General features: G+C 47.1%; 17 protein-coding genes. 10 read left to right on the forward strand and 7 right to left on the reverse strand.

All coding sequences use genetic code 11. From position 1 onward, the window contains the following. Positions 1–25: 25 nt before the first annotated feature. Positions 26–1,810 (forward strand): adenylate/guanylate cyclase domain-containing protein, encoded by a 1,785-nt coding sequence (locus Pan241w_RS12125; RefSeq protein WP_232107431.1) that lies wholly within the window; start codon positions 26–28, stop codon positions 1,808–1,810. Between the two features lie 419 nt (positions 1,811–2,229). Continuing rightward, on the forward strand, positions 2,230–2,838 hold the full coding sequence (locus Pan241w_RS12130) for a response regulator transcription factor (protein ID WP_145215721.1): 609 nt from the start codon (positions 2,230–2,232) through the stop codon (positions 2,836–2,838). Positions 2,839–2,970: 132 nt separating this feature from the next. On the opposite strand, the gene Pan241w_RS12135 is transcribed toward Pan241w_RS12130, so the two are convergent. Together Pan241w_RS12135 and Pan241w_RS12140 are read right to left on the reverse strand one after the other, a co-directional pair. Next, positions 2,971–4,620, reverse strand: coding sequence for a hypothetical protein (locus Pan241w_RS12135; RefSeq protein WP_145215724.1), 1,650 nt, complete (start codon positions 4,618–4,620; stop codon positions 2,971–2,973). Between the two features lie 381 nt (positions 4,621–5,001). Then, on the reverse strand, positions 5,002–7,416 hold the full coding sequence (locus tag Pan241w_RS12140; RefSeq protein ID WP_145215727.1) for a hypothetical protein: 2,415 nt from the start codon (positions 7,414–7,416) through the stop codon (positions 5,002–5,004). 416 nt (positions 7,417–7,832) lie between these two features. Here Pan241w_RS12140 and Pan241w_RS12145 point away from each other — a divergent pair, with 416 nt between their 5' ends. The 4 genes from Pan241w_RS12145 (at position 7,833) to Pan241w_RS12160 (ending at position 12,438) form a co-directional block, all read left to right on the forward strand. Continuing rightward, entirely contained in the window at positions 7,833–8,345 is a 513-nt protein-coding gene (locus Pan241w_RS12145) for a GAF domain-containing protein (RefSeq protein ID WP_145215730.1), read from the forward strand. Positions 8,346–8,521: 176 nt separating this feature from the next. Continuing rightward, complete coding sequence (locus Pan241w_RS12150) at positions 8,522–9,517, forward strand: M50 family metallopeptidase (protein ID WP_145215733.1); 996 nt, start codon at positions 8,522–8,524, stop codon at positions 9,515–9,517. A 562-nt stretch (positions 9,518–10,079) separates the two neighbouring features. Next, on the forward strand, positions 10,080–11,738 hold the full coding sequence (locus Pan241w_RS12155) for an HD-GYP domain-containing protein (RefSeq protein ID WP_145215736.1): 1,659 nt from the start codon (positions 10,080–10,082) through the stop codon (positions 11,736–11,738). A 76-nt stretch (positions 11,739–11,814) separates the two neighbouring features. After that, entirely contained in the window at positions 11,815–12,438 is a 624-nt protein-coding gene (locus Pan241w_RS12160; protein ID WP_145215739.1) for a hypothetical protein, read from the forward strand. 9 nt (positions 12,439–12,447) lie between these two features. On the opposite strand, the gene Pan241w_RS12165 is transcribed toward Pan241w_RS12160, so the two are convergent. The 5 genes from Pan241w_RS12165 to Pan241w_RS12185 form a co-directional block, all read right to left on the reverse strand. Next, entirely contained in the window at positions 12,448–13,734 is a 1,287-nt protein-coding gene (locus Pan241w_RS12165; RefSeq protein ID WP_145215742.1) for a beta-ketoacyl-[acyl-carrier-protein] synthase family protein, read from the reverse strand. Between the two features lie 39 nt (positions 13,735–13,773). Further along, positions 13,774–13,989 carry a hypothetical protein gene (locus Pan241w_RS12170; RefSeq protein ID WP_145215744.1) on the reverse strand — a complete coding sequence of 72 codons (216 nt, stop codon included), beginning with the start codon at positions 13,987–13,989 and terminating at the stop codon, positions 13,774–13,776. Between the two features lie 175 nt (positions 13,990–14,164). Continuing rightward, on the reverse strand, positions 14,165–14,680 hold the full coding sequence (locus Pan241w_RS12175) for an HYExAFE family protein (RefSeq protein ID WP_145215748.1): 516 nt from the start codon (positions 14,678–14,680) through the stop codon (positions 14,165–14,167). A gap of 139 nt (positions 14,681–14,819) precedes the next feature. Next, positions 14,820–16,142 (reverse strand): histidine--tRNA ligase, encoded by a 1,323-nt coding sequence (hisS, locus tag Pan241w_RS12180; protein WP_232107432.1) that lies wholly within the window; start codon positions 16,140–16,142, stop codon positions 14,820–14,822. Between the two features lie 78 nt (positions 16,143–16,220). Beyond that, the gene (locus Pan241w_RS12185) at positions 16,221–16,667 is read right to left on the reverse strand and encodes a YkgJ family cysteine cluster protein (RefSeq protein ID WP_145215754.1); all 447 of its coding nucleotides are present in this window, start codon (positions 16,665–16,667) and stop codon (positions 16,221–16,223) included. Positions 16,668–17,340: 673 nt separating this feature from the next. Between Pan241w_RS12185 and Pan241w_RS12190 the strand changes: the two genes are divergently transcribed. The 4 genes from Pan241w_RS12190 to Pan241w_RS12205 all read left to right on the forward strand — a co-directional run bounded on the left by Pan241w_RS12190 (position 17,341) and on the right by Pan241w_RS12205 (position 21,607). Next, a complete protein-coding gene (locus Pan241w_RS12190) occupies positions 17,341–18,228 on the forward strand; it encodes a hypothetical protein (protein WP_145215757.1) in 888 nt (295 codons plus the stop codon). An 87-nt stretch (positions 18,229–18,315) separates the two neighbouring features. Further along, on the forward strand, positions 18,316–19,158 hold the full coding sequence (locus Pan241w_RS12195) for a rhomboid family intramembrane serine protease (protein ID WP_145215760.1): 843 nt from the start codon (positions 18,316–18,318) through the stop codon (positions 19,156–19,158). 93 nt (positions 19,159–19,251) lie between these two features. Continuing rightward, a complete protein-coding gene (locus tag Pan241w_RS12200; protein WP_145215763.1) occupies positions 19,252–19,863 on the forward strand; it encodes a sigma-70 family RNA polymerase sigma factor in 612 nt (203 codons plus the stop codon). Between the two features lie 61 nt (positions 19,864–19,924). Beyond that, positions 19,925–21,607, forward strand: a complete 1,683-nt coding sequence (locus Pan241w_RS12205; protein WP_145215766.1) for a serine/threonine protein kinase — start codon at positions 19,925–19,927, stop codon at positions 21,605–21,607. Positions 21,608–21,609 lie beyond the last annotated feature (2 nt).

Consider the following 21,609-nt stretch of genomic DNA (forward strand, 5'->3'; position numbering starts at 1 on the left):
TCTTGGAATAGGAGGGAGAATTTCCTTGTTGGAATTAATGATCTATGGAGCGAACCCGAAGAATTCCAGCAAAATCAGCCTGGAGATGGGGCAGGAACTCGAATTGGGGCGGTCTCTGGAAGCTCCGATTTCTGTCCCCTGGGATGATCGAATCTCCCGCAAGCATGCGGTGCTGACGGTACAGCAGAAACAGGTTTTGGTGAAACGGTATCCTGCTGCTGAGAACGCAATTTTCCTTTCAGGTGAGGAACAGGATGAGTTCCTGCTGAATCCAGGTAGTGCGTTTGTGATTGGTTCAACAACATTTCGTCTGACGGATTCGGTTTCCAGTTTTGCATCGCCACACGAATCTCCTTTAGAGGAGGTGACGTTCAAACCCAATGAGTTGTTAAAAGTCAGGTATCGTGACGCTGACCAGCGTATCGATGTTTTGGCACACTTGCCGGATCTGATTATGGATGCCCGAAATGATGCTGATCTCTACCATCGCCTGGTTACGATGCTGTTGTCTGGCGTGAAGCATGCGGACGCTGTCGCGGTGGTTCGTTTGAATGCAGAAGATAGGGTTGAGGTACCCTTCTGGGAACGCAGGCGTCAAACTCAGGGTGGTTTCCATCCCAGTGGACGGCTGGTTCTGGAAGCGGTCAATAAAAGCAGACGAAGTGTATTGCACGTCTGGGCTTCCAAAGAAGAAACGCAGGAAGAAGAAGACTATACAGCGGTTGCGGAATTTGATTGGGCATTCTGTACGCCGATCGAAGATGGTGATTCAGTTAAGTGGGGGCTGTATGTAGCAGGCGAACTGAACCATCCTTATCAGGCATCAATTCCACAGGGGACCAGTGGAATTGATCTCCAGGCGGATGTGAAGTTCACGGAACTGGTTGCATCCATTGTTAAATCAGTCAGGCGTCTCAATCAACTGGAACGTCAGCAGGCAGGCTTGAGGCAATTTTTCGCCCCTCCGATTCTCTCAGCTATTGGAGACAATCTGAATACGGAAATTTTGGAACCTCGGGAATGTGATGTGACCGTTTTGTTTTGCGATTTAAGGGGGTTCAGCCAGCACGCTGAAGATTCGTCGGAAGACTTAATTGGTTTACTGGATCGAGTCAGTCAGGCATTAGGAGTTATGACATCGCATATTCTTGAATTTGGAGGCGTGACAGGTGATTTTCAGGGTGATGCTGCGTTAGGCTTCTGGGGATGGCCCTTTTCTTCGGATTTGGCGCCGTTGGATGCGTGTCGTGCTGCTTTAGCGATACGTGCTGCTTTCGAGCAGATCAAGCTGCAGCCTGATCACCCGCTCTCTGATTTTCGGATGGGAATCGGCATTGCCCATGGACGAGCGGTTGCTGGGAAGATTGGGACCAGTGAGCAGGTAAAAGTGTCTGTCTTTGGGCCGGTGGTCAATCTTGCCAGTCGTCTGGAAGGCCTGACGAAACATCTGCGAGTTCCGGTTTTAATGGATGAAGCGACTGCGCAAATCGTCAGGAGTAAGCTGGATCGAAGGGAAGGTCGAGCCCGAAAGCTGGCTCGAATTCTCCCCTACGGAATGGAAAGACCCGTTGTTGTCAGTGAATTGGTTCCACCCGAGACGCAGGCAGAAACCCTTACCGATGAACAAATTACATGCTACGAAACAGCCGTTGACTGTTTCGTAGAAGGGGAATGGGAAGAGGCGTTTCGGTTGCTGCATGACATTCCTCCCTCTGATCGGGCACAAGACTTTCTTGCATTGCAAATTACTCGCTCAAATCGCGTTGCTCCAGCCGATTGGGATGGGATTATCAGGTTTGATAGCAAGTAGTTTCGTCGATTTCAGTGGATGTCATTCTTGGAGGGATTTCCCCTACTGTTCGGGTTTTACTGTCTGGGTGGAATACTGAAGTGAAGCAATCTGTTTCTATACAAAAATTATTAGAAACCTCAGCCATCTGGATAAAGCTGACCTATTTTTTAACAACGGACATCACAGAAGTGAAGTGGTGATCTGGTCCTTTACAACTTGGGTTAGTCAGAATAGGCGAGAGATTTTGCCATGAGCAATGCAGAACTATTAGTCGAGTCGGATACAGAGTTAACTGATCAAGAATTCAAAGTGACTGAGAAAATTGAAATTGATAACCGTTCTCAGGAGATGTTACTTGTTTTAAATGAAGTCTTCGATTCTATCATTCCATCGAGTCAATCTTAAGTTGTGATATTTTAAGGTAGTAGGTTCCTCTCATGCTACAAGCATCAGAAAAATCAAATGCCCGCGTCCTGGTGATAGACGATGACCCACTCTTTCGTAATCTGATGGTTTCGTTTTTACGTAGAGAGTACATTGTTTCTGTTGCCAGTGATGGATCTGAAGGGTTTTACAAGGCACTGGAATATCCTCCGGATATTGCCATCGTTGATGTGCAGATGGCGGTCTGGGATGGGTTACAAACGCTGAAAGCATTTCGTTCTCATCCGGTACTCAGTCAGACGAAAATTATCATGTTAACCTCCGATGCCAGCAAAGAAACGGTTGTGGCTGCCATCCAGGGAGGGGCCAATGATTACATCATTAAGACCAGCTTTTCCAAGACAGAGTTTTTAGAGAAGGTACGAAAGTTTACCCAACCTGGCTTTTCGCGGGTTGCAAATACTCCCAATTCTTCAAAAAGACAGCAGCAGCCTGAGTCTGCACCTGTTGTTGCAGCAACAGTACAAAATAGAGAGCAGCAAAGTTCTGATAATCAAAAAACGAATGTCGCTCCCAGCTCGGTAGAAGATCAGTTGGCAGGGTTGTCTCTCGATCAAACTGAAGAAGAAGCCTTGGAAGAAATGATGGATGATTGGGATTGAGTATGGCCTTGTCACCGAGAGCACAATTCCCATTTCTTTCAGTGTTGTATTATTGATTCCTGGCAGAAGAGTTTAAAAAACCGCACAGGCTAAATTCTGTGCGGTTTTGTTTTGTGCTGTGAGACAATTCTCTTAAAGTGTTTCTTTGGAGAACTTGGCAATGATATTGCCAATGAATCTCAAAATTCCTTTATCCAATTTTGCCTTTCCGTCGATGGTATCCTCATCGCGTTTCATGACAAACGTGAACGTGTCGTCGGTACTTGTTAGGGATTTCAAAGCCATCTCACGAAGTTCCTGATTCCCTTTTTTATCCCGAATTTTGTTAAACAGTTTTAGCCAGGGAAGTGCCTTCACGTTCAACTCAATTACATTTGGGCTAATAGTTTCAGGAGGGGCTTCTGTGACTGCTTTTGCTGCCGTTTTAATACGTTCGATAGCGTCAGAGCCAGCGGCCATCCAGAGTGCTTCTGGTGTGCTGCCTACATAAAGTGCCTCCCCTGCTCCAAACAGTTCATAAAAACCGGCTTGTTGTTTTTCTACGATGTTGATTTTATGAATTTTGAGAGACTCTTCATTGACGACATCAAGCTCGACGGTTTGTCCAATAATCAGCTTGGGAAGAAGTTCGACAACTTCTTTGAGCTTGGCTCCGTCCGTTGATCGAATTCCTCCGAGCATGACATATTTGTCACCATCCGGATTTGTATCAATGAAGCCGTCTATCAGGGAAGTTTCTTTGCCGGCATCCAGCATTTCAATGACGAGCTCAGCGACTTTACTACCAGCGGTCTTTTGTTCTTCTGTCAGATTTTTATTATTCGCAATTCGTTCTTTGAGTGTTGGCAGGAGTAATTTATAAAATGCAGTGATATTTGTCTTTCGCATTTCATCAAGGGGATGATTAATTCTGCCGTTGAGAATGCCATCCTGCTTGACTGGAACTTTGGCAAAATAACTTGGTTTTGTGGCAAATTGCTTAATGCTGTCATCCAGAGAAGTACCGGCGATCGCTTTGAGGGTAAAATCGAGTCGCCCTTCATTTTTTGCAGCATCAGTGGTCCAGCCGATGACCATCTTTTGCGACTCGGCAAAAAGTCGCTCGATTTCATCCATCTGATGGGTGAAAGCCAGTTTTCTCAGTTCGTATGCGTTTTCCGTTTCATCCCGCTTTTTTTTGACAGCTGCCAGCAACTGTTTGCGGGTATTATTCATGGACTTTTTACGCTCATCGACCCCTTCTTTTTCATTGGTAATCAATGCACTGAAGTCGTATTTTTGATTCAACAGTTCCTGGACCCGTTTGAGCGGATCGTTGATTTCGTCTACCTCAGAGAGTTTTTCAGAGATGACGACATATTTGGAGTTCGGGAGGTATTTCATAAACCCTTCGAAAAGGTTACCCAGGATATAAGGACCTTTTCGTTGTTTCTTGACAGAGATTTCGAACACTTCCAAAGCTTCACGGAAAGTTCCGAGGTCCTCAATGGGGAGAATTAACCGATATCGTTCCTGTTGATTTTCTCCCAGCAGGATATCGATTCGCATGGGGCGCTGTTTATCGATCCCTTCCAAAAAAGTGGGAAGTAATTCATCAAGATTACTCCAGCCTTTTTTGTCATCAGCTAGATCGAGAACCAGATATTTCAGGTCTGCAATCATGCCTTCAGCATTGATCTGGACAAGCGAGATATTTGGGGAAGAATTATCTTCAGCAGAGACTGCTTTGGGGATGGAAATTCCGAGTAACAGGATTAAGGCAACATGAGCAATGCGGCTCATACATTTCCTCCATGATGTATTTCTAGGGATCGATGGTATCAACAATAATTGCCAGAGTCTGAAATTGAATTTTGGGGATTGGCTGCCCTGGCTCAAAACGTACCTCTCGCGGATGTTAGTTTATAATGAAAGTGATGAATAGGGAACTCTGGTTGAAGAAATAACTAAAGTCCGAAATCGTTAAAACTCACATCAAGTAGAACAGGTGGATTTAGGGGGAGGTGACAAACGTCCATTTTAAGTGTGAGGTCATGATTTTCAAGCGAATACAGATTAAAAATTCGGCGGGCCATCCTGAAAATAATTAAGGATGTTCCACAGCAATCAGAAAAAAATGAGAACTCAGGTCTGACATACAGAACAAGCGACCTGAATCGAACCTTACAGGTTTTTCGATTGTTCCTTTGAGGGGGGCGTGCTGGGAATCTCGTCTTTCTTTGTGGCCTGGATTCCACTGACTAGTCCCAGGTAGCCAGAGATTCTTTCAGTGGGAGTATAGTTGTTGCTCTCTAGCAGTAGTTTGTCCACGGGAGCGATTTTCCCCTGAATAGCAGAAACGGCACCAATGGTATTTAACATGTCCTCTCGTAAGACAGGGTCTTTGATGGCGGTTGTGAATTGAATAGCCTGCTCTAGCTTTGACTGATTCAACAAAGTGGACAATAACTGAAGAGAAAGCTGCCCTTTCCATGCCTTTTTCAAATCGGACTGGTTGATTTCATGTGCGGCCTGTTCCGGTTTCCCATTCATGACAAGTGAAGTCGTCTGCTGAATCAGGGCGTCCTGTTTCGATAAACTTGGGACCGATTGATTCAACGCGGTTTCAATTTGAGTCTTCAAATCGGGATTCTTCAGATTGATTGATTCCAGAATGACGGCAGGCAGACTGGATTCCAGTAGCGCATCTTTCAGATTGTCGTTGGTCGCCTTTTGGCTTTCTGCGGCGATCTTCCATGCCTGAGTTGCTAATTGGGAACGTGCGGCTTGTGAGAGCAGCTTCACTAAAAGTGTTTCTCTGTTTTCAGCAGCTGATTTCAGGTTACGTAACTGTTTTTTGTAGTTGTTGATTCCCCTGCGAAGGCGATCACTTGAGTCTAGATTCAGGGCTTCTTTAATCTGTTCTCGGAAGTTAAAGTTGGATGCGTCATTATTTTTGGCTTGGACCGCAGCTACGCTGGGGGCGATTGCACGAATTGCCTGCACAGAATTGTTGAGGAATTTGAGTGCTTCTGCTGTTTGGCCCAGTTCCGATTCGGCGCACGCGATTTGAAGATATGTCTGAGCGAGAAATTCCAGCGGTGCAGCCTGGGGCAGTGTCATTTCACTGACTGCTTTGATATTTCCCAGAGTGATGGGAGAGGGAACTGATGTGTCTGACAAAAACGAGATTGCTTTTGTCAGGAAAATTCGGGCCGTTTCTGTTTGCTTCAGGGAAATCAGTTTTCTGGCACACCGAGCATACATCAACGCATTGCCGATGGGAGAGAGTTTCTTTTCTGCCGGTTGAATTTTCGTGATTTCCGGTTTCTGTTTCTTTTTGACCGACTGTTCTATCTCTGCAAGTGACCATTGAGTGACTGCTTCTGTTCGTTCCATTGGATCCGAAGCTGAAGCAGCCCAGTTCAGGGCTTCTTGAGGATAACCATGGGCGATCAGAATCAGTGTTGTCGCAACCCACTGGGGGGAATCCCAGCGGTGATGCAGATCAATCATTGACTCAAAATCATATTGATTGGTTTCATGCGCAATCTGCAGTGAGGCTGAGAGTTGTGCCAGGCTGTTTTCAGCTTGATATTTTTTGATCAAATCGACTGCCTGGTCTTCTTGACCGGCTGCGACCCAGAAAGCCGCCAGACGTGCGACCAGATCGAGAGAGTCTCGCCCACCATATTCAGGAATCTGTTTCGCGAGTTGAATCGTCTGTGCCAGCGTTTCTTGCAATTCTGTTCCCGATTTCTGATTTAACTGAATCCAACCAATTTTGATTAACGGGAATAATTTATAAAACGGGAGTGCTGGCTTGACCGAGTCAATGTAGTCGATCTGTGCTTGGGAGGCTTTAATATCTCCCGAGATCGCATAGGCCTCGGCAGCCAGGCGGCGGCTGAATGGTTTGCTGCGGTTTTCCCGGGAGCGGGAAAGTTCAATAATCGTTTCAAGCGCTTTGTTCTGGATTGCAGCGGTTGATACGGGAGCGACATTATTTTTGCTGGTTGTCTGCTGGTCTGTCTGGGGATTATTTTCCAGTGGGTTGACTTTTGGTTTATCCTTGTCGGGCAGAAACGATTTGCGAGATGCATTTGAAATTGTTGGCAGATCAAATGGTTTTGCCAGGTCTGAGCCATCCGGGACCTGGGTTAATTTGTAATAGCCACCTCCCAAGGCTGCGATGACGACGACGAGTACAGCGATCAGGGGCAGTTTTGATTTTTTCTTTTCCTGTGGTTTAGCCGGCTCTGCCGGTTTCCGATCCTTGGCTTCCGGGTCGGGGACGAGAAAGACCGGCGCCAGGCATTCCGGGTTACGGCATTTGACTTCTTTTCCGACTACTTTAGGAGAAGCGAATCCAGGAGTGTCACACATGGGGCACACAACCCGAAACATTTTCCCTTTCACAGGTTTGCGTAATAAAGGAATTGCTTTTCCGGCTTGTTGCTGACGTTCCAGTTCAAACGGGTCATCATCCGAAACGGTTTCCCGTTTTGGTCGTTTAGTGAGTTGTGGTTTCTGTCCCGGAGCTTCCTTAGAAGGCGGATTCTTTCCGCTGGCAGGCTTACCAGAAGAAGATTTAGACATTGACGCACCGCAGAAGGGGCATTCTGTTGCGTCCTCATCAAGTACTGACGCTCCGCAAGATGGGCAAGTTGGAAGATCCATAATCAGTCGTCCAATATATTGTAGTTTTCAGAGATTTTGAATGTGTAACGAATCATAAATACGATCGATTGGAATGTGAGTACCGTAATTGTATGATCACGCGCAGAAATGAGTCTGTGGCTCACTGTATCGAAAATAGTGAGCTAAACCCATTGTATACGGTAGATAACGTTCCCTTCAAGGATTATCTATATATAGCATCAGGCATATTAGGTCAAAGGTTTTGAACTGCTTGCTTGCAGGTACCTTTGATTTAGGTAGATAACGTGGATTGAGCGATTTGTAAACATGTAGAATTAAAATCTAATTGAAGATCGATGGATTGGAGTAGATAAGTGGTAGACGCGCAACAAATGAAAGAAATCGTGGCTCAGTTCGAAGAACTTTTTCAATCGAAAAACTCCATTTCTTCTGTTTTAGACCGGATTATGGATGTTTTAGGAGGCAGGGCCATCGGTCTTTGGCGGTGTGAAACGGGTAAACTGATCCAGGTTGGTTTCCGTGCCGTTACTGAAATGGATGAACAGGTACGTAAACAATTTGCTTCCGTTACCCAAGAGGTGTCACTGGAAAATACCGGTTTAGGGATTGTGAAAGCGGTTGTAGAACGAACTCCGGCGATTGGTACATTACGAGGTGAGGAATCTGGTCTGCAAGGTTCTTCGGAATGGCTCCAAAAGTTTGGGGCGCAGCAATCTTATGCTGTCCCGGTCGTAGAAGGTGACGAAGTCGTGGGGGTCTTAGCAATTTCAACGAATTGCGTTCATCAGGCAGGAGATCCGGAATGGGAGATTTTGACAAAAATTGCCGACGGGATTGGTGAGAAAAAACTTTTGGGGATGTTTTAGAGGGCTGAATGGAGTATGATTTCTTAAGTGCAAAAGAGTGGAATTGCCAATGGTTTCTCCAGTGTATAACATATTGGTATGAGCAGGGCCCGCAACAGGGGAGGCGTTCTGGATCAAACAGGAGTCAGGCTGTCTCTCAGGTTTTTCCGTGACTAAATTCTTCAGGTCTTCGTAAAATGAGTCGTTCGAACCCATTGCACTGGTCATTCCCAATTGGAACCTGGTTCCTGACCCAGGTTCGTGTGAGCATCTTTCTGCCTGTGTTACTGCTCGTCTTCTGGTCCCATTATTCATTGGGGTTAGGGAGTCTAATATTTGGTGTCCTCTTTTTGAGCGTTTTTCTGCATGAAATGGGGCATGTTGTTGCCTGTCGCATGGGAGGCGGAGAAGCCGATCAGATTGTGTTATGGCCTTTAGGAGGCCTTGTGCCCTGTAGTCCAGGGCGTTCGGTTTCGGCTCGGATGATGACGGTTCTGGGAGGTCCTGCCGTCAATCTGCTGCTCTGTGCGATTACAATTCCTGCTGTGATCTGGTCGGATCATCTTTCAGCGTCTTTGAATCCGATCAAGTTACCTGTTGTTGAGCTCAGTACTAATCTGGGGCAGGACATTTTATTGATGATCTTCAACCTAAATTGGCTGCTTTTGCTGGTCAATTTGATTCCCGTACTTCCCTTGGATGGTGGGAAGGTTTTGCAGATTATTCTCTCACGGCGTTTTGATGAAACAGTCGTGCATATGATTCTGTTCAATGTCAGTTTCTGGGTCGGTGGTCTGGGAATGGTGATTGGACTGTGTACGTCTAGTGTGTGGGTCGTCTTTTTCAGCGCGCTGTTACTGATGCTGAATTTAATCGAGTTTACGTCAGCTCATCGGGAAGATTCATTCGATGATTCCATATTCGGCTATGATTTCTCACAAGGCTATACCAGCCTGGAACGTTCTAGCAGCCAACTGGTTGAGAAGCAGGCGGGATTTTTTCAGCAATGGCGGGAAAAGCGGAAGCTCCAAAAACAGCTTCGGGAGCGAGAAAAGAATCGGGACGCTGAAAAACAGCTTGATTTATTACTGCATAAGGTTCATGAATTTGGTTTGGAGTCGTTAACACCAAAAGAGAGACAGCAGTTAAATCAGGTGAGTGCCCGATATCGTAAAAGTGATTCTGATCCTTAAAGTCAGTATTATCAGGATCTTCTTCCCCTGCTCTTCCCGGGCGTTCTGTCTGAATGCTTTCAGCTCCCTGGTTATGAAGTATTCACACTGGTGATTTTGAATTTTGGGAAATCATTTTATCTGTGAGGGGGTAGATCCGGTTTAATTTTACTTACCGGCAAAACCCGACTTCCAGCCCTGAAAATCAACTTGGGTTGAGTCACAAAATAGTGAACACGCTCTTCAAATTTCTGGTGAAATTCTACTTCAAGGATGAGATGATTTCGTCGATTTAAGTGCTTTATTATAAAAGGCTTATTCATAGAGTTCTATTCGGCGATCGTGCAATTCTCACGAGGTGGGCTATAGATTGCTGGTCTGAGCTGAAATATTGAATCCGTTGTTCACTGTTCAGGGAATAATGAGATTTTCACCGTCATTTCAGCGTTTCTGCTGCAAAAAGCCCTTGTTTTCTAGAAAGATAAGCCATTTGAGGTCCTGTTTTTAAAACTGATTTGCGAGCCGGAGTCTACGAACTAACTTTTCATTGGGTATATTCCTTTAGAAAGTAGAGAAGAGACTTATGGCATTAGGAACAACGGACTCATTGAAGAAGTTGTCGAACTTCAGTAAATGTGGTGGCGAATGGGATCTGGATTTGCACTCAGATGCAAAAATCGATCTTGCCATCAGCCGTATGAAGCGAATTTCTGAATTGACTGGCCTGACGATGTTCTGTTTCGATTCTGATAATGGAATCGTTCTAGACAAAACGAATGCGCAGTCACTGCCCTTCTTTCCTCAGGATATTCTCAACGAAATTCAGCACATCGATGGCTTAACATTGATCGAAAATACAAATGGAGTGACTCATTTTCTACTCCCTCTTGTTGAGGATGAAGCTCATAAAATTGCAGCCGCCGGTTTTGTGTTTTCCAAAGAGAAACGCAAATTGACTGAAATGGTATTAGCGGCCGTGCAGAGAGAGTGGGCTGCTGAGGAACTGGACGCCTGGCTGGAACATCAAAGAGTTCTGGACACAAAATCGCTGCATGCTTTATTAAGTCTGGCAATCCTGCACATCGAAGAGGAACAGCAACTTGTTGTTTTAAACGAGGAAGTGGATAATCTGTCCGAATGTCTGGATGAGACATTCGAGGAAATCAGTCTGTTGCACGAAGTGGCTCAGCATCTCAAGATTTCCGAAAGTCCGGAACAGCTAGGAAAATTGTGCCTTGATCGAATTGGGACTCTGATCGAAGCGGAAACCAATATTATCTGGTTTGAAGGTCAAGGCAATACATCGCAGTTTATGTCTGACAGTACAGCGGGGTTTGATGAAGTTTCTCTGGCTCGACTTGTCGCACAGTTTGATGGATTTAACTGGAATCAACCACTGGTCATTAACCAGGTAGAAAGTTCACTGCTGTCGCTTGAATTTCCTGATCTGCATAATCTGGTTCTCGTACCAATCTCCGATGGTTCCAATTCCTATGGCTGGATTCTCAGCTGTAATTTACTGAAAAGCGAAGAATATGGCACTATTCAGGCCAGCTTGCTGAACTCGGTGGCTTCATTTTTAGGCACTCACCTGAGAAATATCGATCTTTACGCTCAACAGGAAGAGTTGATGTTGAGTTTTGTGAAGTCGTTTATCTCGACACTCGATGCTAAGGATCCTTATACACGAGGTCATAGCGAGCGGGTCGCTTTGATTGCACAGAAACTGGCCAAGCAGTTGGGGTATACCGGGGAATTCCTGCAGAATATCTATCTGTCGGGGCTGTTACATGATATTGGTAAAATCGGAGTTGATGATGGAATTCTAAGGAAAGAAGGCAAATTGATTGACGAAGAATTTGCCCAGATCCAGAAGCACCCCATGATCGGATATAAAATTCTTTCCGGGATTAAAAAACTAAAAAATATACTACCGGGAATTCGGAATCACCATGAGCAGATTGATGGTATGGGCTATCCCGATCGGTTAAAGGGGAATGATATTCCTTTGATGGCGCGAATTATTGCCGTGGCCGACGCTTATGATGCGATGGGCAGTGATCGTCCTTACCGAAACGGAATGCCGCTGGAACGATTGGAAATCATTTTCCGCGAAGGCAAAGGTTTTCAGTGGGATTCGGATGTCATCGATGCCTATTTTGAGATTCGGGATGAAATCATCCAGCTTTCTCAAAAGTATAACGACGATGCGGCAGCTCTGGTTGAGAGCAGCCGGAATTGATAAAATGATGCCCTGAAACGGATATTATCTTCTCAAACAATACGATCCCCAATAGAGGGGCATCGTGAGGCAGGCAATGATTCAACAGTGGCGCTCTTTTTACTCAAAAGTCGTAATTCTTTGCGCAGTCAGTATTCATGGCTGTGGTTCAACCGAGGATGAATCGAGGACTGATTTACCGATCCCCGAAGCAGAACCTCTGCCTGCTGAAAATGCACCGTCCGATCGGGGAGAACAGCAAGCAGCTGGAGTCAAAGAATTTGACGGGATTCAGTTTCGGGTACCCGCGGGATGGGAGCAGGTGGCATTGACGCCGGCACAACAGGGAATGATTTCCGCCAGCTTTAAAATTCCTCAGGCAGGAAACGGAGTGAAGTTGACCCTTTCTTCTGTGGGAGGTGGGATTGACGCCAATATTCAAAGGTGGAAGGGGCAGTTTCAGTTGCCACCTGGAGAAGCACCTCTGCAGGAAACGATTCGCATCGATCATGTTGATGCCATCTGGCTCGATCTGAGAGGCACCTTTGATTCCGGACCAGCGATCAATTCCAGTGTGGCTTTGGGCATGCGAATGATTGGTGTTGCCATACCGCGTAGTCCCCGTGATTTTTATCTTAAACTGACAGGCCCGCGTGAACAGTTATTAAAAGCAGAAGCGGAATTCCGCGAGTTCGTCAAATCGGCCCGGTTTGTGCAATAGTCAGTCGTTTCAGAGAGACGGATCCCACTTGCGAACCAGCCCGGCGACGAGGTGTCCTCCAAAACCGAACGACAGCTTGAGCGCTGTTTTGATCTCCTGGGGAGCCGGTTTCTGTGGCGTGTAATTCAGAGTGCATTTGGGATCGGGCTCTTTCAGATTGATTGTGGGAGGAACCAGATTATCGCGCATCGCCAGCAGGGTAAAACCGAGTTCCACACTTCCCGCCGCTCCCAGCAGGTGGCCCATCCCCCCTTTTAAACTGGAACATCTGATTTTGCTTGCTTCAGAACCAAGTGCGTTTTGGATTGCGCGGGTTTCATAGAGATCATTGATCTGGGTTCCCGTCCCGTGCAAATTAATGTAATCAAGTTCTGCAGGGTTAACATGGGATCGGTTGAGTGTGCTGGAAATTAATCGGGCCAGACTTTGTGCAGACGGATCGAATTGCATCAAGTGAGTAGAGTCAGAACCCATGCTCCCCGTGATCCATTCCGCGTACGGGACTTTGTTTCGCTTTAATGCCTGTTCCAGCGATTCCAGAACCAGAATGCCGGCACCTTCGCCGACGACAAAACCGTTGCGGTTTTGATCATAAGGGCGGCAGGCTGAGCTGGGAGCTTGAAAGTCAGTTGCCAGAACTCCCATGCGTTGAAAAGAGCCGATGACAGCTGGCAGCAGTGACGCATCAGCACTACCCGCAAAGACGGTATCACAGACTCCTTCGCGAATTAATTCGGCCGCGCGCATGATGCTTGAAAATCCTGTCGCGCAAGCAGAGACTGGGCATAGTGCCGCACCTTGTAAATTATAATGTGCGGCGATGGACTGACTGGCGGCACTGGGAAAACACTGCTGCCAGAACTGGGGATGAACTTGCGCAGTTTGTTCCTGACCCATTCGCGGTAGCTCCGACATTTGTGCAAAGCCAGCCATTCCCCCCTTGCTGGAGCCGATGACACAGCCTGCAGTTTCCCGGGGGAGCCGGTGCATATCAAGCCCCGCATCCTGAATTGCTTCTGCGGTGGCTTTCAGCGCTAATGTGATTGATGGCTCTTGCTGAAAAGGAATTTGATCAGACAGCGAAGTTGATGAGAGTTGTCTGTCGGGGATGACTCCCCCTGCCACAGGCCGCTTCAGCTGTCGGGACAAGTCATCGAGCAGACAGGTTGCGGATTGCCCCGAGAGCAGTTTCTGCCAGGATGCTTCTCGGCTAGCCGCATAAGGAGTGATTAAACCGATGCCCGTAATTACGACCCTGCGGGGAGAACGCTCAGATACCGAAAGCTTTGGTCGCATTGGAACTTAAAAGTCGCAAAGGAAGAGAGAAGGAAGCAATCAGGAACGATGGCTGGTTCGACAGATGGCAAACAAAGCTAAGCCGAGTAGAACTGCCACCAGAATGTATTCGACGATCGAAGTTTGAGATGATTGCACCAGCCCACTTTTTTTCTCGCCCTCTTGTGCCAGTGCAGCGCTCACAGAAATGAGTAATGTCCCGGAGACTGATACGAAGCCGGTCAAGATTCGGAAAATGTTTTGAGATCGTTTCATAATCATTGAAATCTGAAAGCTTAGAGAGAACTGAAGGAATTTTCGGCTAATCCATTGTATCAGTCTGGCTCACAAACTGCATCTGGAAAAGCCGATTCCTGATGGAAACCGTAATGAAAATAGAAGATTCGAAACTCAGAGTAAACCGTTTCAGACATTAAAACCGCGTCTTCATTCAGGATTGGATGATCGTATCTACAGGTTGTCGCATTTCGTGAAAATCCTGCTGGTGCAGGAAGACCGTTTGCCAGCTATGGGAGCGAGATCGCATTTTCAAGCGGTATTCATCGATTTTGACCAGATAAAACGCATACAGGCTCCCCTTGTAGGCGAACAGGGTTTCCAGATTGTTAGACATGGAATTCGGCGGAAGTTGATAGGCGAAGACGAGTGCGGAGATGAAGCCTTCTCCGAACAGTTCCTGCCACTGCTGGAGCCCTTGAATATCCTCGATGGTAGCCCAGTTCTCCCAGCGACGACTTTGTCGTTGGTCTGGAGAGATTTCCGTTCTGCCTTTGACATCCACCAGAAGATTGGGGCCTTGATGTGAATAAACAATAAAATCCAGCGATTTGATGGAGGCGTTTTGCGCCAGGGCTCTGCGTTTCTCGTCGACTGCCACATAGGGGACTTTTGCAGCACGAAGGTAGTCTTCAAACGCGGCGTCGTAATGGTTGCGACGGATGACCATGAGCCGAATATCTCCCCATGAATTCACAAGATGAGAACTGATCTTATGTGAATGGTATGGGGTTTTACTGTAAATGTCTATAGTGGCTGCGGGGTTTCAGGCATCCAGCGATAGAATGTGAGGATTCGAGGAAGAGATGTTATTCGAGCATTCCCCGTACAAATTCAGTTAATTCTTCTTCTTTGACCGCGGTTTGAGTACCTGTCTGTAGTTCTTTGACTTGCCAAACCTGGTCTTCAAATTCATCAGTTCCTGCGAGAATCACGATCTTGAATCCATGCCGATTCGCGTATTTGAACTGTTTTTTGATCGCTTTGGTGTCCGGATAGACTTCCACGTTGAATCCGTTCAATCGCAGTTCCCGGGCCAGTCTGAGATATTCCGGAGTATAAGCGGCGTCCATTTGCGAGACCAGAATCGGGGCCGGAGTCGAAACGTCTGGCAGCATGTTGAGTTCCTGCATTGCCGCCAGCAAACGATCCAGTCCCAGGCTGGCTCCTACGCCCGGTAATTGTTGCGTCGTGAACAGTTCGGCCAGATTATCATAGCGTCCGCCTGAGCAGACGCTTCCAATCTTTGGTAACGCGTCTAGAAACGTTTCGTAAATAGTGCCGGTGTAATAATCGAGTCCTCGCGCAATCGAAGGATCCAGGACAACCCGATCACCGGGAATGCCGGCTCTTTCTGTGGCTGTGAAGATTTCCCGCAGATATTGGACGCCCTTCTCTCCACAGGCGCTTCCGGAGAGTTGCCGTTCCAGAGAATTCAAAATGTCTGCTGTTTCACCTTGAACGGTCGTCAGCGAGATGATTTTTTCTGCCTGTTGTTGCGTCAGCCCCCCCTGCTCCTGCATTTCCTTGATGACCGCTTGCGGGTTCAATTTGGGGAGTTTATCCAGGGCTCTTAAGATTTCTGTGGATTGGGATTGCAATTCCAGTGTTTCCAGAAGCCCGTTCAGAATCATGCGGTTGTTGATGCGGATTTTGAATTCGGTAAAGCCAATCTTAACCATCAGATCGTGAATGATAAACAGCGTCTCAATATCGGCTGAGTTGGAAGTCGTACCGATGGTATCGAAGTCGCATTGCATGAATTCACGGTAGCGTCCTTTTTGTGGTCGCTCGCCGCGCCAGACGGTTCCGACATGATAGCGTTTAAAGGGGATTCCCAGCTCATTGATGTTCTGTGCAGCAAAACGAGCAAAGGGGACGGTCAGATCGAATCGCATCGCGACATCTCGGTCGCCCTGTTGAAAGCGAAACATCTGCTTGTCCGACTCTTCTCCCCCTTTTCCGGTTAGAATCTCAGTGTATTCCAGCGCGGGCGTATCGATCGGTCGAAAGCCGTAGCTGCGATAGACTGATTTTGCAGTCTCAATCAGTTGTTCCCGGGGAATCATGGCAGCTGGCAGATAGTCCCGAAATCCTTTGAGTGTGCGTGGCTCAATTAATGTTTTTTTCACAGTGATTACCGATTTAGATCGTAAAAGATCTCTCTGTAGTTGTTTGTATGTGATGCAGGATGGAATTCAAGTAGTGTGCTAAATATGTACGACGGGCAGTTTTTGGGTGGCCGTCGCCGCCTGCGATTTTTTGCGTTTCTTCTTTTTCGGTGGTAGAACAGCGTGGGCATATTCCCAGATTTGTTCCGGAGTTTCGAAGAAGCGATCATAAGTTCCGTCATTGTCGTATTCACAATCATCTGTTGTGTAAGAACGGCAAATTTTGGGACGATCTTCATAGTTGCCACAACGGTAATCGGGCAGCAGGTATTTGCAGTCGCCATACACCATCAGGAACCAGGTATCTTCATCAACAAAAATGGAACAATGGCCGTGCATGACATACCACCGCATATGATCGAAGTCTTCCCAGTTTTCAGGAGTTTCGATCGGCAGGGCAAAGTAGCGACAACAACGTGCTGTGCAATAGCTGCATAAAACTTCCCCGGCTTTGAGATCAGATCGTTTTACTGTGACCGTCGACATTGTCGTGTCCCTTGATGAATTATAGATAATGATGACAAATTTACAGAAAGGTTCGCGTTGTTGGACTCAATCAAAAATTAGATGCGCGTCGGATGAGACACAGGCAGAAAATTGAAAGCAGGGATTCTGCTTCGATGTTCCCCGATTTGTAACGATTTAGGATGTTTTATAAGTCATCTTGCAGGAAAATGCACGGAATCCGGGGATAGAAAGTTTGGGTTTTCAAGCAGAATCGAGACCAGTTTGCTGGTTCCAATACTGCTGGGCGTCTGTTCTGGGGGGCGATCAGAGTCTAATAATGATTCACATTTGTGGGTTTTAGCGATTATCCCGCTAAGAGAAGGTGTATAATTATGGTTTCTGCTTGACCCTGATTTAGAGAGGGACTTATCATTAAACTAAAGTCCTGTCTGTTGTTCTTAACGATTCGTAGGCCTCTCGCTTGTCTGGGTCGGGATGCGCAAGAATAATTGATACTACAGGATTTAATTTCGTTCTCACAGGATTTGTGGACGATGTAATAAACAAGATGGCAATGAAGATTCTTGAATCGGGCCATTTTGAAAGTATAAGCTGAGAAAATCCATAAAATATAACGATATTGAGTTCGCATAATACGAAATAGCATGACGAGGCAGCTGCGCTCGTTCGATTTCATCAAGGTTCAAAGAAGATGCATAAATCTGGAGTTATCCTGGCCTGGTTCGTCGCTCTGGCAGCGGTAGGCGCTGTGCTGCTGACATCGAAGATGCTTGATGTCCGAGGTAGCTGGTTAAAAAGCGTTGAAAAAAACAAGGCGCAAATTCAGAAGAATGAGGCCGAACTCGAAACCAAAGAGGCGGAAAGTAAAACACTTCGCAATGATTTAACTCAGTTGATGCTGGGGTGGGACCGGTATTGGGATGCGAATGTGACCGTTGCCAATCAGCAGACGGGTGAAATCCAGGTCAATATTGGTGGAAATCAAGGTCTGGGATCGGCGCAGCAGGGAGACGATCCGGCTGTACAACCAGTGGTGTTTGCATTCCAGCCTGATCAGAGCAAGCCGAATGGAGTGAGCTATGTGGGGGCATTCCGTGTGAATGCATTGCAGCCAAACGGTGCCCAGTTGATTTCCGTCAATCCCCCTCAAGCAGGCGAAGTTGCGACGTGGAAGAATGGTCCCTGGCGCTTAAGAGCTCTAGTCCCTCCCAATTATATTTCTGCCATAAGAACCTTGAGGGATAATCTGGTGGAGCGCGAGCAACAGCTCAAACGAAAACAGGATCGAATACAGGATTTGAATCGATTACTGGCGGCAGCTCAGGAACGCCTGGAAACCAGAGTGAGCGAATTGGTAGGTTCTGAAAATGCACCACAGGATGAAGTCCTGCCGATCGAATTAAGAAAAGGTCTCGTTGCCGGCCTCGAAGAAGAAGAGCAACTGCGAAATCAGGAGTTCCAGGAAACAGATCGTTTAAGGCGTGATCTGTTGAATGTCTATCAAAAACAGCTGGATCTGGTACAGGAAGTCAGTAAGCTGACCAAACAGCTACCGCAGCAGAAACCGGCAGGATCTTAATCTGTTAGATTCTGATTAGCATGGAAGGCGGGCGTAGACTCTCAGAACGCCCCTGATTACGAAAAGACAAGCAAGGATAGGTTGGCAATGGGGATTGAGAGCCGGGATTACCTGCGGCATGAAAGTGGTGGGGGAAGTTACGGTTCTTTCAGAATGGCATCTGGTGGCTGGGCCATCAAGTATCTGATTATTGCCAATATTGCTGTGTTTCTCCTTGAGATATCTTCTCCCTCGATTCTTAATTTTCTGGCATTAAATCGGGACACTTCTCTGCAGATCTGGCGATTTATAACGTATGGGTTTTGTCATGCCCCCCAGCATCCTGCCCATATTTTCTTTAATATGTTTGTACTCTGGATGTTTGGTCGTTCGATCGAACCTATTCTGGGGTCACGTGAATTTCTGGCATTTTATCTGGTGGGCATCGTGATTAGTGGTATCTGCCAGATCGCCATTAGCCCTAACCCGGTGATTGGTGCTTCCGGGGGGGTGATGGCAGTCGTCTTTCTGACTGCGATGATTTACCCCCGGATGACCGTGCTGCTGATGTTTATCTTGCCGATTGAATTGCGCTGGCTGGCCGTGCTCTATGCAGCCGTCGATGTGTTTGGATTTATTAATCCGCAGAGCGACGGTGTGGCCCACTTCGCGCATCTGGGAGGCGCCGCGTTTGGGGTAGCCTATAAGTATTTTGGCTGGCACCTGACAGGAAGCTTTCAGAAGAAGTGGAATCGCTTTAAACTCAGTCGCTCTGCCAGAAGTAAGAACCTGCGAGTTTATTCCGAGCCCGATACGAAACTGTCTAAGGCCGGGCTGGATGAAAAAGTGGATGCGATTCTGGAAAAAATCAGCCGCGAAGGAGAAGCGAGTCTCACCGATCAGGAACGGGAACTTCTCAAAGAGGCAAGTCACAAATACAAAAAACGATGAGTTGTCGAAATTCGTTGTGGCCTTTTTCCAGATGGTTTCATTTGTGATCCGTTTCAGGTTTGTCGTAGGAAATACCGGCTCCGAGGCGCAACTATGTCTGAGTCACATTTTGAAACGCTGATAGAACGAGCCCGGTCAGGGGATCGTGCTGCAGAGAACGAATTACTGCAAAAATGCCGCAATTATGTCTCAATTATCGCCCGCGCTCAAATCGAAGGCTGGATGCGTACCAAGTTTGATGCATCAGATCTTGTGCAACAGACATTAATGGAAGCCCATCAGGGGTTCGAGAATTTTAAAGGCCAGACAGAGGCCGAGTGGTTGGGTTGGTTGCGCGGGATTCTAAATCACAACACTCTGGATTTTGCCAGAAAATATCAAGGGGCAGCCAAACGCGATGTGAAACGGGAGTTCTCCATCAATCAGGCGGGAGGAGATTCTGTTGGGGCAACGCCCCACAATTGGGATCTGAAAGATCAGACGGAAACGCCCAGCCGCATTCTGTTAAACCGCGAGCAGGAAATTCTGATGGCTGAAGCGGTCGCACAGCTTCCCCCCGATTACCAGGAAGTGATTATGCTGCGGAATCTGCAACGACTTTCATTCAAAGAGGTCGCGGAACGCATGCATCGCAGTCCCGGCGCAGTGCAAATGCTGTGGTTGAGGGCCTTAAACCAGTTGCAGGAACTGATGGAACGTGTGTGATTTCATGAACTGACTTACTGATGATCTTTAGCATGCAGAAACAGAGAGAGCAGGAATACCGGTGACAGATAAGCAGGATGATCAGTCAGAATTAGTAATTGAAGTTTTGAACCAGTATCTCGATTACTTACAGAACAGCGATCAGGAAAGCTGTCACGGGTTACGAGCAGTAAATCCGGAATTGAAAAACTTGATGGCCTGCCTGGATTCACTCGAACGATTGGCGCCGGATGCAGAAGACAGAAATCAAGAAACGCCTGCTCTCGGACCCGATGATGCCACCCAACTGCTACCGGGTTCTTCTTCCGGCCGATCGGCTCTTCAACAGACTCCCGAGTTCGGCAACTATGAATTGCTGGAAGAACTTGGCCGGGGGGGAATGGGGGTCGTCTACAAAGCACGCCAGAAAGACTTAAATCGGATTGTTGCGTTAAAGACAATCTTGAGCAATCAGTTTGCTTCAGAAGAAGAAGTGCGACGGTTTTATCTGGAAGCCCAGGCAGTGGGTCGTTTACAGCATTCAAATATTGTTTCGATCCATGAAGTGGGCCAGTATCTGGGGCAGCATTATTTCACAATGGATTATATTTCTGGAGGTTCGTTAGCGAACACCAGCCCCCAGATGCTCTCAGAGTCATCACAAACTGATTTTATTCAGGTTGCCTCTCTGATTCAGCAGGTTTCCAAAGCTGTTGAGTATCTGCATTCCAAGGAGATCATTCATCGTGATTTAAAGCCGTCCAATATTCTGGTTGACGAAAGCGGAATGGCTTATGTCACAGATTTTGGTCTGGCGAAAGTGTTTGACGCAGTTCTTCAGGGGGCTGAACATGATGCGCACACGCAGAGTGGAACGATCGTCGGAACACCCGGTTATATGTCACCCGAACAGGCTGCAGGACAGTTGGATGATATTTCTGTCCGTAGTGACGTCTTTTGTCTGGGGATTATTCTCTATGAGCTTTTAACTGGCGTTTCACCATTCAAACAAAACAGTCCTTTGGATTCACTGGTGTCTGTGATCGAAGGCGAGCCTCCCCTGCCTCATTCGCTCAATTCAGACATCCCCCAACCTTTGGAGTTGATCTGTCTCAAATGTCTGGAAAAAGATCCAGAGTTGCGCTATCAGTCTGCCTGTGATTTGGCTGACGATCTGGAGCGTTTTATTGCCGGAGAACCGATTCAGGCACAACCGGCTGGATTACGGCATGCGTTTCAACGCTGGTTTCGCAGGCAGCCCGCTTTAGTCTCTCGGCTGTCGGCAATCGTACTTTCAACGGGGATCATTCAGACGGTCTACTCAACACAAGGGGTGGATTTTTACTATCATCTTAAGATTATGACCCTCTTTTGCCTGTGGGGAATTCTGGCGCTGTTTTTTCAATGGGGCCTGGATCACTTCAGAAATCAGGAAAAAGTACGCTATTGTTGGGTAGCCGCCGATGTTTCGTTGTTGACGGGTTTGCTGATTCTGGCAGACTCCCCTGTTGGCATTTTATTAATAGGTTATCCGATGCTGATTGTATCCGCAGGGCTGTTCTTTTATGTGAGACTGGTCTTTTTCACGACTGTATTATCCCTACTGGCGTTTGCAGTACTGGTGCTGTCGCGACCTGAATTAACAGAGCTGTGGCAATATCCCGTGATCTATGGAATGGTTCTGGCGATCCTGGGGATGATTACTGCCTATCAGATTTACCGGGTTCGGGTCTTGAGTCGCTATTACGAACTCAGGCGACCTTGAAG

The sequence above is a fragment of the Gimesia alba genome (assembly GCF_007744675.1).
In the GTDB taxonomy this organism is placed as follows: domain Bacteria; phylum Planctomycetota; class Planctomycetia; order Planctomycetales; family Planctomycetaceae; genus Gimesia; species Gimesia alba.